Annotated in this window: 8 protein-coding genes; 1 reads left to right on the forward strand and 7 read right to left on the reverse strand. The window is 43.9% G+C overall.

The window, feature by feature from the left end; translation table 11 throughout:
* The first annotated feature begins 13 nt into the window (after positions 1–13).
* Positions 14–1309 (forward strand): APC family permease, encoded by a 1296-nt coding sequence (locus tag BV214_RS01400; RefSeq protein ID WP_086475681.1) that lies wholly within the window; start codon positions 14–16, stop codon positions 1307–1309.
* Positions 1310–1723: 414 nt separating this feature from the next.
* Here BV214_RS01400 and BV214_RS01405 read toward each other — a convergent pair whose 3' ends face one another.
* The 7 genes from BV214_RS01405 to BV214_RS01435 all read right to left on the reverse strand — a co-directional run bounded on the left by BV214_RS01405 (position 1724) and on the right by BV214_RS01435 (position 13711).
* Complete coding sequence (locus BV214_RS01405) at positions 1724–3424, reverse strand: sialidase family protein (RefSeq protein ID WP_086475682.1); 1701 nt, start codon at positions 3422–3424, stop codon at positions 1724–1726.
* Between the two features lie 142 nt (positions 3425–3566).
* On the reverse strand, positions 3567–4364 hold the full coding sequence (locus tag BV214_RS01410) for a glycerophosphodiester phosphodiesterase family protein (protein ID WP_245806728.1): 798 nt from the start codon (positions 4362–4364) through the stop codon (positions 3567–3569).
* Positions 4365–4509: 145 nt separating this feature from the next.
* Positions 4510–6495 carry a calcineurin-like phosphoesterase C-terminal domain-containing protein gene (locus BV214_RS01415; protein ID WP_086475683.1) on the reverse strand — a complete coding sequence of 662 codons (1986 nt, stop codon included), beginning with the start codon at positions 6493–6495 and terminating at the stop codon, positions 4510–4512.
* A gap of 15 nt (positions 6496–6510) precedes the next feature.
* A complete protein-coding gene (locus BV214_RS01420) occupies positions 6511–7743 on the reverse strand; it encodes a BACON domain-containing protein (RefSeq protein WP_086475684.1) in 1233 nt (410 codons plus the stop codon).
* Positions 7744–7764: 21 nt separating this feature from the next.
* Positions 7765–9339 carry a SusD/RagB family nutrient-binding outer membrane lipoprotein gene (locus BV214_RS01425; protein WP_086475685.1) on the reverse strand — a complete coding sequence of 525 codons (1575 nt, stop codon included), beginning with the start codon at positions 9337–9339 and terminating at the stop codon, positions 7765–7767.
* An 11-nt stretch (positions 9340–9350) separates the two neighbouring features.
* Positions 9351–12650 (reverse strand): SusC/RagA family TonB-linked outer membrane protein, encoded by a 3300-nt coding sequence (locus BV214_RS01430; RefSeq protein WP_086475686.1) that lies wholly within the window; start codon positions 12648–12650, stop codon positions 9351–9353.
* 326 nt (positions 12651–12976) lie between these two features.
* A complete protein-coding gene (locus tag BV214_RS01435; protein WP_086475687.1) occupies positions 12977–13711 on the reverse strand; it encodes an MIP/aquaporin family protein in 735 nt (244 codons plus the stop codon).
* Positions 13712–13731 lie beyond the last annotated feature (20 nt).

The following is a 13731-nucleotide window of genomic DNA, read 5'->3' on the forward strand; positions in this document are numbered from 1 at the left end:
AGCTTGTGAATCAATGAAGATAAAACATAAGATAGGGTGGAAAACTGCTGCAGCTTTGGTTATTTCCAATATGATTGGTACAGGTGTTTTTACCAGTTTAGGATACCAGCTTGTCGATATTCAGAATACTTGGAGTATTGTACTCATTTGGGTGTTGGGGGGTGTATTTGCCTTAGTAGGGGCATTTACCTATGCAGAACTAGGCACTAATTTTGATGACTCTGGAGGGGATTATATCTTTCTTTCCAAATTGATGCATCCCTTGGTGGGCTATGTATATGCTTGGGTATCCTTAACGGTAGGTTTTACCGCACCCATTGCAATTTCTGTGATGGCCATGAAAAGCTATCTCAACCCAATAAATCCGGCTATTTTCAATGAATGGTTTGGGGTGTTGGTTATTTTGATCCTCACTGCGGTCCACTCCATAAGCGTAGGACAAAGTGGGAAATTTCAAAATATCACTACCCTGGTAAAGTTGGGGTTTGTAGTGGCTTTGATTATCTTGGGTTTTAGCTATGTGCCGGTGCAAGAAACTGCTATAGATCTCAGTAATTCATGGCAAGGGGAAATACTGCTTCCTGGTTTCGCTGTTTCCTTACTCTATGTTACCTACGCCTATACCGGTTGGAATTCTGCAGCCTATATTGTAGATGAAATTAATGACCCAAGGCGAAACCTACCAAAGGCCTTGATCATTGGAACGGCCTTAGTAACGGTACTCTATGTATTAATGCAGGTGGTGTTCTTAAAGCATGCCTCCGTTGAACAGATGTCTGGTAAAGTAGAAATAGCCTTCATAGCCTTTAAGAACCTATTTGGGACTCTAGGTGGCAATTGGGTAAGCTATTTAATTGCAATTCAACTGATCGCAACAGTTAGTGGGTATTTATGGATAGGGTCCAGGATTACCTATGCCATGTCTAAAGACCATTCTTTATGGACAAAATTGGCAGTAAAAAGCAAGAGTGGAATACCCGTTAGGGCCTTGTGGTTACAAGCTATAATTAGCATTGCACTTACAGTGACAGGAACGTTTGAACAGGTCTTATTGTATGCAAGTTTTGTATTACAACTTATGGGCACCTTAACGGTTGCCTCTATATTCTGGATTAAGGGTAGGGAAGGGGCTTTTAGGAGTCCCTTTAAACCCTTCTTGCAAATAGCGTTTGTGCTTTTTAGCGTTTGGATATTGGGGTATATGCTGCTTGAGAAACCGGTGGAAAGTGCCATCGGATTGCTTTTTGTGGTATCGGGTGTAATTACCTATTATATGTCTAAAAGAAGAAGGTCTTTTAATAAAAACTAGGGTGCACCTATTCTTTAAGTCGATGTCTTATTGCTGAGGTAAGAGAGAGCAATAGCCACTTCAGAAATTTAATTGGTCTTCTCCGGCACCTTGCTCTTTACGGGCCCACTAAAACCTATGGGTGTCTTCTTGTAGGGGCGTGTAGAAAACCTGTAGATGGACAACCCTCCACGATAGCTGGTTAGAAATAATTCCTTGCCTACTTTAGAATTCCATATTACCTACAGTTTCTGCAAAAGAAAAACCCCTTACAGCATTAACTACCAAGGGGTTTTTATCATTTCTATATCTCGTCTCTCCCAGCGCATCCAACGGATAGTGAAAAGCATTGGCTTGTTACCAACATTCCAACGGAATAGCTTATAGCTTAAAGATGGCGAGATATGCGTGGTTCATTCTCACTAATTTAAGCGGCTATTTATCACTGCTCTTTACCGGGCCCACTAAAAACCCATGGGGGTCTTCTTGTTGGGCCGTGGAGATAAAATGTACATAACTAAGTCCGTGAATAGTTTCGTAGTTTAGGGGGATGGAAGCTACTTCCTTCCCATTTTCATCCGTTACCACACAGTTTTTGTTCTCAGTTCCAAAGTCATAATTAAAATGTAAGGTGTGCCATTTATTTTCTTGCAATCCGTCTAATGGATAATTGTACATGGCAAACTTATAGGCAGTGGTATCCGAGGGATTAAACCAGCGGTCACTAAGGCTTATCCTTCCTCCCTGACTGTTTTCGGGAATATAAACCGAGGTGCTGAACCGCCCCTTTTGCAAGGCTGGAAAATTCCATACCGCTCCCTGAGTGGCTATTTCTAGGGTCTCACTATCCCTTCTAGCGATTTTTAGCACCTGTTTGCTAGCATCTGTTGGATCTGTTACCAAACGGGCTCCTTCCTCCCTATTATAAGCGCAATGACCTATGATTCCCTTTTGATAAAGGAAGGTGGTCCAGGTATCCAATCCGTTTCTAAAATCGTCTTCCCTGGTAGTTTCTTTTAGCCACTCCGGATCAAATAGCAACATCTTTCTATGGTCTCGGTGCTGTCCTAAGGAAACCAGTACTTTTCCACCTGGTAATTCCACAGATTGATTTTGGTGTACGCTCATATCCAAGCTTAAGCTTTGATCGGCTACCCCAAAATTAGGATCGTTCCTATTTGGATTTAGGAAAAGCTCACGGAAACCCGTCCACGTTTTTCCATCGTCCTCGGAGATGGCGGCATGCAGTACATCGCGATTGGTAAATACATCTTCCCAAACGCCATTAACGCCTTCTTTTTCGGGCAAGGGGGTAGTGTTGTTCCAGATAAAAAGTAATTGACCATCCTTCAATCGTTTCATAGTGGGCATGGTAATGGTCCCATAAAATGAGGATGGTTTTAATGGGCTCCACGTTTCCCCTCCGTCTTCGGAAAAACTCTCGTAATGTTGGTCTTGGGCAGTACGTGCCAACATCCATATTCTACCGTCGTTTAATTCGATCACTGTTGGTTCAACGGCGCCATGGTTCCATCGTGTTCCTTTGTGAACGCCACCGGGCTGGTGTGGGGGCGACTGTACAAATTGGGAGCGTTTCCAGCTTAATCCGTCGTCATCGGAATAAAAAACACCACAACCAAAACGGGCCGTGCTGTGGGCGCCTACCAAAATGCGTTTGCCTTCCCGGATAAACACGGGAGGCTTCAACATAATATAGCTGCCTTCGTCCTCTTGCGCTTCATACACCTGGGTTTTTGTCCAATCCCCATCGATGCCTCCATTAGAGCGGACCGCCAACACGCCATTTTCTCCTGTTTCCAAGCGGACGTATTCTCCGGTCAAAGGGCTTTTAACATCGGCGCCTATCCATTTGTTTTCTACGGCTACCGAATCCCAGGTAAACCCGTTGTCCATGCTTCGTAAGTAGTACGATGTTCCTTCTTTATTGCCTTCACCGTAATTGTAGTGTCTAATCTCCCCATTGTCTAAACGGGTTAGTCCAATAAAGGCATTGTATGGGGGAGTGCCTACCACGGTAGGTTGGTATACCTGGTCTAGTGGACCATTGCAGCTGGCTAATAATTGTAAAATAATAAGGGGAATGCCTAAATTCCTTAAAAAACGCAACTTCATCATATTTCCTAGTAATAGTGCCCTTCTTGGCGATTAAAAAATAATGGCGCAAGATAGTAAATTAGGGATACTAGGGATCCAGGAGTTGTAGAATTGGGATAGATTTAATAAGGCATTCCCCTCAGCAAATAAGGTGTTTTCGTGCTTATTTCTTATTCAGGATCTTAAAGAGAAGTTCTGGTTCGTCCGTAGTGATAAAATCCACATTTTGATCCAAGAAATAGTTCATGTCCTCCTCCTGGTTTACAGTCCATACGTTCACTTTTAGTCCTAACTCCTGCGCCTTTTTAATCCAAGTGGGGTTGTTTTTGTAGACTTTGTGGTTGTAATCTATTCCGGTATAGCCATCCGCCTTAAGTTGGGCCGGGGTTTTATCCCCATTTAGGTAGGCCACTTCTGCTTCGGGGTCTAATTGACTCACCAATTTACCCGCGTCGTAGTCAAAGCAGATATATTCTACCATATCACGCCCATCTAATTCGTGCACCATGGCCACGGACAGTTCGGCTAGTTTAAGCGTGCGCTCCTTATTGGAGGGGGCCGATTTAATTTCTAGGATCAGTTTGGTGTTTTTCTGTTGTAGACCTTCCTCCAAATACTCCCTCAAGGTCGGGATTTTCTCTCCATTGGGGAGCTTCTTGGATAGCAGCTGCTCATAGGTGGAGGTGTCAATTTCTATTCCAAGAAAGTCCCTGTCGTGGTTCACTACCGGAACATTGTCCTTGGTTAATCGCACATCAAACTCCGCCCCAAAACTATTCAATGAAATGGCTTCTTTTAGGGCAGCAATGGAGTTCTGCGGAATTTCCTTTGTTTTCCATGCGCCTCTATGGGCTATAACGGGGTTTTTTACCGTTTCTGCACAACTTCCAAATAGAAGTGCTAGAACTAGGAATACTCCTAAAGCTTTACTGGTTTTAGCGGATAAAAATCTTAACATCATAGGTTTAATTATTAAAGAATGATTCGCCCCAAATTATAATTTAGGACGAATCATTTTGGGTATGTAATTTACTTATTTAAAGGGTGATCACTAATAATTTTCTAGGCTACTGATAACAGCATGCCCCTTGTTTTTCCTTTTATGATTAACTCATATCCAGGGAGAATATTTTTGGGCGCTCCATGGTTTCGGTATACACATTGCCAAAACGGTCTGTAACCCTAATTTCTAGGGTAGTATCGGGTTCAGAGGCCGAAACCTTAAACAGGTGTGCCGTATCGTTGGTCACAAAAGCGCCTGTAGGGGTGGCCCCTGCATTAAGTCGCAATGCTTCATAGGATACAATATGCAAGGGGTCTTTGGTATTTACCCGGGTAACGGCTAGCTTATTGTTGTTTTCGGTTACTTCAATATCCCATTGGCTATCGTACCCCCATAGATTGATCAACACTTCATTGTTCACACTTTTCTGGGAGTAGGGTTCGGCGTAGGGGGCGAGTGTTTCCTCCGTAGTATTCGGAGCAAATTCGGCAGCGGTTATTTGCACTTGGTTGAGGTCGTAGGTACGGAACTGGTAATCTTCTTCAAAACCTATGCTCTTGTAGCGCCATTTAATATCTTTTCCGTTCATCTGCCATATGCTATAACCTCCGGGGCTTCCATCCTTGCAAATGTGATTTCCGGCATAACCATCCCTTCCGGTCCACCACCACGTGGCGCATATTGCACCGGTATTGTGCTCCATAAGGTTGGTTTCTTCTTCTACCCTATAATTTATATGGGAGTGCCCAGATAGTACGTGTACCGTGGAGAAGTCTTTTAAGCAGTCTACGAGGGTGCTTCCGTTATCCAAGGCATATCCATTCACTTGGTTTTCGTTGGCATCCAAGGTTGGTCTTTTATACAAGGGGGTATGCATGGCCACTACAATAGGGGTGCTTTTATCGGTAATAGCGGCTAGGTCTTTTTTTAACCATGCTATTTGTTCTGGACTGATATTGGTATTGTAATTGCGATCCCCCTCATTTCCAACACTTCCACCCGTATTTAGGTATTCTACCGTATCTAACACCACGTAGTGCACCTTTCCTAGATTGAAGGAGTAATAGGTGGGGCCTATCACCTCCCTATACTTATTTTCAGCTTCCCAGTCGTCAGCATAATAAGGGTCGTAATCATGATTCCCTATTACATTAAACACGGGGGAGTGCAGCATATTCATATAGGGAAGGTAGTCGTTCAGTCCAAAGTCATTTCTGTACCAGTAGGTATCCCAGGTCATATCGCCTAGGGTAAGCACATATACCTTGGTGCCATCTGCCGCATATTGATCAATGGTTGCATTTACATCCGGTAACACCTTGCCGGTAAATTGGTCAATGTCGTTGTTTCTCTTTGCCAAATGCCAATCGGCCATAGGGATTACCACATGGTTATCGTTGTTTACCTTGATCAGGGAAAAATCCCTTTGGTCTACCGTAGAGGTGTTATTGCTCAATCGCTTAAAGAACTGTGGTGCCTTCCCTACATTGGTTGCCTCGTAATTGGAGGGTAGGGAGATAAAGACAAACCCAATTTTCTTTTGCGAGGAAAGGTAATATACCCCTTGATCATCGGTAACGGTCACTTCATACCCGTCGGAAACCACTACTCCTGGAATTCCTTTCCCATCGGAATACACCACGCCTTTCACCGTCATGCCCTCAATATCCGGGATGTTGAGATTGGCTACCAAATTTAGGAGTACCGCACCCAAAAGAAGGTTTTCTGCTCCGCGTACTACATTTATCTGATAACTACCTGTGGTTAATCCGTTAGGCACAGAAAAGGTGACCGTTCCATTGCCAATGGCGGTCACCTCGTTGTTATAGGTTATAGTGGTGTCTAGGGTGGAGGTCAATTTAATTTGATCGCCCATTTTAAACCCCTTTCCGCTAAGGGTGATGGTTTCCCCTTGTTTTACATCCATGCTGGAAGGGATGGAGACTCCCGTGATGTTCAGGTTGTTGTCCTCATTAAACTCAACAGAGTCGGTCTTCTGACAGCTGGAAAATGCCAGCCCTATGCCGCTTATTCCAGCGATGGTTGATAATCCACCTATTTTTATAAATCTTCTTCTCGTATGTTTCATTGCTAGTTGGTGCTATTATTCGATTATTTCTACTTTAATATCGTCAATGAAAATACGATTCTTATTAGGGGATGCATTGCGTAGATCATAGTCGCCACCCAGTAGCTTAAAGCGTGTTCCAGCATCGGCTCCGGTAATAGTGAATTCGTATTGTGCCGATGGCGCCTGCCATACTTCCGTACATTCAGGATCGGCATCATAATCGGGCCAATTATCAATAGTCATGGAGTTTACGCTGACGGTTCCGGCACCAAGCACCTCAATATTTAGGGTATTAGCATCCCGTGTACCTTTTAGGGTTTGGTAGGGGACTGCCTTAAAGGTGACACGTACCGTTGCGGGTTCCTCTAAGTTGGATAAGGCCGGAGAGATTAAATCCCCACCATAATTGGTTTTCCCCAACTTTACAAATCCAGTACGGGCATATACCAGCTTCTGATTACTGGAAAAAGTGTTTTCGGTACTGGTCCATCCCATGCCCAACTCTTCCGGGGTCCAGCTATCCATTCTTTTCTCTCCGGTGGTGGTATAGAATATGGTGCTTCCGTAAGTTAACCAGTTAAAGTTTTCCTCTAGAATAATATTCCCTGCAGACTGGGTAATGATAATTTCCTTGTCTAGACCAGGTTGTTCTGAGGAGGTAACAGTGACTTTGGTGGAGCGCTCTTCACTGATATTCCTATCGGCAAGGAGTTGTATGCCCTCTTCCGTTACTTCTATTTCGGAAAGCCAGCTACTGTCTTCTATGGTGTAGGTCCATGAAACATTTGCCTTTACGCCAATGGTGAGTGCTCCCTCTGCAGAGGGTACGGCTATCCCTTTTTCCTCATCATCCAGGGTGATGTAGGGCACATTGGCCTCTTGATCTACACGGAACAATAGTGGCTGCTCTTTTCCATCAACCACAAAGATGAAGTTTATGGTGCGCGGGTCAAAGGTGTCGTTTTCCGAAACGATGATTTTAAAAATACCGTCGTCCTTTCCTTCTGTAGGGAAGGTCTTTGCCCAATTCACCTCTTCTTGCGGTATAATCTGCCATGGACGGTTAGAGCGTACCACATAACTTTTGGTGTTGCCACTAACACCCACTTCCAATCCGGTAGGGTTTTCCTCTATCGCGAAGAATGGCTCCCCGGAAAACTCGCTGTCATCATCACTGCACGCGGTAAAGGTTAGGGATAGTGAGAACAGGGCCAATAGAAGCACTAACCCAATCCCGCTTTTTGTTTTATTATTAGTCGTATACATGATTATTGTTTTTTACGGTTGTTATTTTCCTTCCTCAATGGCTTGTTTACTCCACCATACCGGTGTTTTCATATTATTATCCCCTCCCATTCGCTGTAGGGCTTGCTGTGCATTTTCATTGTTCGTAGCCATGGTAGTGGTAGGATAAGCAAAACGGGTTGGAAGAATATAATCATTAAACACCGCTCCGTTCCCGATGGTTAAATTGGGATATCCGGTACGTCGGTATTCATGATAGGCTTCCATTCCAACAAAGAATAAAGCCAAGTATTTCTGGTTCCCAATCAGTTCTTCCTTATTGGTAGCTGCATCCCAAGAAGCGAGTTCGGAAGAAAGGAGCTTGGTAATATCCTCAGTGGTAACGGTAACTGGCACCTCGCTGTATGCGCCCATTTCGGCCCATCTTTCCACGGAAGCCGTAACGGCGCTTTCGTAATAGGTCTTGGCTGCGGCTTCCCCTCCAGGAATTCTTCCCTTTAAGGCTGCTTCTGCCAATATAAACTGCACCTCGGCATAGTCCATATAGGTTCCGGGAGCATCGGGTCTTACAAATACGGCTGCATTGAGCCAAGACGAACCGCGGTCTGCAGTGCTCTGATCCTGTTCCGATACCCCAGCTATGGTACCCTTCCAGATATTGTCTGGATTAACGTTTACGTTGGGATTCTTCTTTCCATAAATGGGAAGACGTGGATCTTCGTAGGTTTGATTGCCGTTTCCATCGGTTACTACGGTCATCTTTATTAGTTGCTCGGTTAGTTTTCTACCCGAACTGGTAAAGTCCCCTTCGTTGCTATTGGCAAACTGACTTCTATAGGGATCATTTCCAGAGAAGATTACCGTTGCATTATCTGCATTGGAGGTGAAAATGGGGAATTTGTCCGGATTGTTAAGAATTTCATTCATTTTTGCACCGGTCTTCATTTCACTTCTTCCGCTCACCCTATTGAGTAATCTTAGGTATAGGGAGTTGTTGAATTTTTGCCACTGCTCCATATTCCCATTGTACATACCATCTAGGGAAGGTTTGGCAAATACGGGTTTGGTAGCATAAATAGCATTGGCGGTTAATAAATCATTGAACATCTGCTCGTATACTTCCTTTTGGGAGTCGAACTTGGGCTTGGTGGTTCCATTTGGTTTTCTTGCCGAAAAAGCTTCGGAGTAGGGAACATCCCCAAACATGTCTGTTAGGTTACTCATATACAATACTTTTAAGGTAAGGGCAATAGCTTCCAAGGAAGCTTGGTTCTGCTCTTGACTCAAATCGTACATGTGCAGTGCGTTGTTGGCGTAACGGGTATATAGATTCCACACACTTTGCCAGTTCCCGTCACTAATAAAGTAACGGTGCTCTTGTCTGGTAGTACCACCGGTAAAGGCGGTAAACTGTATAAGCTCATTGTTCCAATACCAGGAGTAGTACATCCAGGCATTGGCACCATTATAGAGCAAGGGCTCAAACATACCGCTTGCTTGTATTTCCCCAACAGTGGTCCTATTAGGGTTGGTATTTATCTCTTCAAAATCAGAGGTACAGGAAAAGGTAATTCCCGTTATAAATCCAATTAACATTATTTTTTTCAAATTGTTCATATCCTGATTATTTAGAATGAGAATTTTACGTTAAAACCATAAGATCTTGTCATGGGGAAAGACATGGATTCTATCCCTTTATGGATTTGGGATCCATTGACCATTCCTGTTTCCGGATCGTATTGGGGGAAATCTGTGATGGTAAACAGGTTAGTGGCGTAAACCCCTAGGCTTATCTGCTGAAATACATCTGTCCTATCCAAGAAACGCTGTGGTAATTGGTAATCCAATCGCACTTCCTTCAACTTTAAAAAGGAGGTGTCAAAAGTATTCATCTCCGTATTATTTCGGTTCCAGATATAGGAGTTGTAATAACTCTGAATGCTTTTGGTAACCGTATTGTTTTTGGTGTAACTCACGGATCCATCGGTATTGGTTACCACATTTACTCCAGGGTGAACCAATCCATCATACCTTCCTTCCAAGGAATTTTTCAACTTTCCTTGATATGAAAGTGCAAAGTTGGTCACGGAAAAGGTATTTCCACCCATTTGTCCGGTAAAGGCGGCCGATAGAGATAGGTTTTTATACCTAAATCGCTGTACCATACCTCCCCTCCAATCGGGGTTTACTTTTCCAATTCTACGATCAGGAGATTCATCCAGTATGGGATATCCGTCGGCATTTACAATATGCATTCCCGAAGCATCTACCTGCTCTCCATTCTCATCCGTATAAAAGGATCCTTCCGGTGCGCGCTGAAAACCTCTTCCGTAGATAACGTGCATTTCTTCGCCTACATAGGAATAGATGTAGGTACGGCCTCCAATAGTGGTTCCCATATTGGTTTGTAATGGTTCATTGGGATCCCATCCGTCTTGTAGGCTCACTAATTTATTATTGTTCTTAGACCAAGTAAGGTCAAAGGACCAATCGAAATCTTGGGTTCTCACTGGTGCAAAATTTGCTGACACTTCCAGTCCCTGATTCGTAATTTCCCCTGCATTAATTTTCATGCCGGTTGCTCCTGTAATTTGATCTACATCTACGGACACAATTTGGTTGGTGGTAGAGGAGTGGTACCAGGTTACATCAAAAGAGACCCTATTTTTAAAGAGTTTCGCTTCTAGTCCTGCTTCCCAGCTTTCCACATTCTCCGGTTTAATTAACGGATCTGGGATGGTGCCTGGTAAGGTATAACCACCGGGGTAGGAGGAGTTTCCGTAGTATTGGTCCAGGGAATAGGGTGAGGTATCGTTTCCTACGTTTGCCCATGAAAACCGTAATTTGGCAAAATCTACCCAGGGTGCGTTCTGCTTAAAATCTAGGACTCTATCCATCAAGATACTAGTGGCCACCGAGGGGTAAAAGAAGGACCAGTTGCCTCTAGAAAGGGTACTAGACCAGTCGTTACGTCCAGTGACATCCACAAAATAGGTTCCGTCCCAGCTAAAGGAAGCCATTCCAAATAAACTATTTACTACCTTTCTACTGCGATAATTATAGGGCTCTGGAATTACCCCAGTAGGTAGGTTGTTGGTATGATAAATACCCTCTTCACCAAGTTTGTCCAAGGTAAGTCTGTTGTTGTAGTATTCGTTGATTCTATTGTTGCCCCCTACGAAAGTAGAAAGACCAAAACGGCCATCTGCTAGGTCATCGTTGGTATAGCGCAACATAAAATCATTATTGTTTTCTATAACACGTACGGTTTGTTCACGGTAAAATCCGTCATGATAGCCAGTGGTGTAAAAGGGTCTTCTCTGGGTACGGAACTCATCGGACCAGTCCAGTCCAGAACCAACGTCTAGCGTTAATCCTTCCATTAGATCAAAGGTGAGTCCAACATTTCCGAAAACTCTGTTTTTATCGTAAGCATTGGTTGCCTCGTATAAGGTTCTGTATGGGTTAAAGCCATTGGTGGAAGGATACACTAATCCTTGGCCGTTTTCGCCACCAGCAAACCAATTGGCATAATTGTACCGTCCTTCAAAATACTCTTCCTTCCAAGCATCAATACTATTCACGTTAAATCCCCAGACCAATGCGTACATGGGGTTGCTGGCGCTATACCCACCGCCGGGCATGTTGTCACTATTTTTAAGGTAATAGTTGATCTTGGTATTGAATTTTATTTTATCGCTGATGGGCGTATTAAAGGCTAAGGAAACGGTCTTTTTATCAAAGCCCGTATTGGGTAAGATCCAATCGTTCTTATAGTCGGTCACCGAAAAACGGGTAGACGTTCCTTTACCATTGCTTCCGCTTAGACTAACGGTATTGCTGGTGGTTAAGCCAGTTCGGAATAGGCCCGTATACCAATCGTCCTGGTACTGCCAAGGTAATTTTGTGAACTCGCCCGTATCCCAGTTTTTGGAGGCGTATAGATAGCGCAATTTTCCTGGGTCAAACTTTTCTCCAAAAGTATATCTGGAGTAACGTCTTGGGACGGCTACCCCATCCGGGGCCATATCTTCGCTCAATTCCCAAAGGGAATATTCACCTGCTCCCATATCAGAGCCATTTCCATATTCTGTTTGAAAATCAGGAAAGTATCCCGCTTGTTCAAAGGTCACGGAAGAACTAACACTTACCCCAAGGCCTTTGCTTTTTCTTCCAGATTTAGTGGTGATTACAATGGCACCGTTTGCGGCACGTGATCCGTAGAGTGCAGCTGCTGCCGGACCTTTTAGGACCGAAACCGAAGCAATATCATCGGGGTTGATGTCACTCATACCATTTCCATAATCTATCGGGGCATCCCCTTGTGCATAGTTACTTACACTTTTGGTGGCAGTAGCTCCAGAAGTTACAGGGACCCCGTCTATTACAAAAAGCGCCTCGTTGCTCCCGTAGTTTAAAGATTGGTCTCCCCTTAAGGTAACCCTCATAGATCCACTTGGTCCAGTCCCTGCCTGATCAAAGGTTAATCCGGCTACCTTTCCAGACATGCCGTTTAACCAGTTGCCGGTAACTGTTTTGTTTATTTCTTCACCGTCTACTTTGGCAATGGAATACCCTAGGGACTTTTCTTCCCTGGTAATATTAAGGGCGGTAACCACAACCTCGTCTAGGGCAGCTGCATCCTCTTGCATTGCAATTTCCAAGTGGTCGCCAGCACGTGCTGTTAGTTCTTGGGTAACGTATCCTATAAAAGAAACAGCCAAAGTTATTTCCTTCTTGCTAGCTTGTAGGCTAAAGACCCCGTCAAAATCGGTAACTACCCCATTGTTGGTGCCTTTTTCTAGAACTGTAGCACCCGGCAAGGGAGTTCCATCGGCATAAACAGTACCCGTTACTGTTTGTCCGTACGAAAACGACGTTATCGCAAATAACATCAGTAGCGTAAAAAGTTGGTCAATTTTTCTCATGAGAATTTAATTATTTAATAATTCTTGGTCAAATATAGATGCTTGGTTAATGCTTGGTATTAAGGGAATATTAAGTTCCTGATTCGTCAATTTTGGTTTATTTTAAAAGGTTGATCAATAACACTTTGGGAATTAAAATGGAGATGTTGCATAGAAGTATGGTTTCGAATTGTTATTTACATTACTCAATAATACATAATTAATCTGTATTTAAAAACAAAGTGAAATTATTGAAAGATTAATGAAACAAAATGGTCCTTGTTACGATTGAATAAGGGGGTGCTTGTACCAGTTTTTAGTTTCGATTGTTTTCTAGTGTCCTTAGTTTAGGGATGTGAGAGTGCCAACATAAGTAGGGCGGCTAGGGTTCCTCCCATTATGGGTCCTACTACGGGTATCCATGCATAGCTCCAGTCGCTGTTTCCCTTTCCCCGTATGGGCAAGATGGCATGGATAATCCGTGGTCCTAGGTCTCTGGCTGGATTGATGGCATATCCAGTGGTTCCGCCCAAAGACAAGCCAATGGCCCAGACAACAAAGGCAACTGGTAGGGCTCCCAAGGATCCAAGTCCAATCACTGTTTCTTGGTCTACGATGGTGGCATCCGTAAAATACAGCACTGCAAATATCAAAACAAAGGTGCCTATGAGCTCACTTATAAAATTGGCTCCGGTATTCCGGATGGCGGGATCTGTACAGAACACCGCTTTTTTTAAGCCGTTATCCATGGTGGCATCAAAGTGTTTCTTGTACATAGCCCAAACTAGAAAGGCTCCCATCATGGCGCCAATAAATTGCGCCAAGACATAGGAAGGGACCTCCATCCAAGGGAAGAGGCCTGCTACAGCTAGGCTTATGCTTACTGCCGGATTGAGGTGGGCGCCACTATAAGGGGCCGCTACCACAACACCTACATAGACGGCCAATGCCCAGCCGGTGGTGATTACAATCCATCCGCTGTTTTGGCCTTTGGTTAGGTTTAAGACTACATTGGCCACCACGCCGCCTCCTAGGAGGATTAATAGCATGGTGCCGATAATTTCTGCAATAAATGGCGTCATAATTAATTGGTTTAGTGGTT

It is taken from the genome of Arenibacter amylolyticus (assembly GCF_002150785.1).
Lineage (GTDB): Bacteria > Bacteroidota > Bacteroidia > Flavobacteriales > Flavobacteriaceae > Arenibacter > Arenibacter amylolyticus.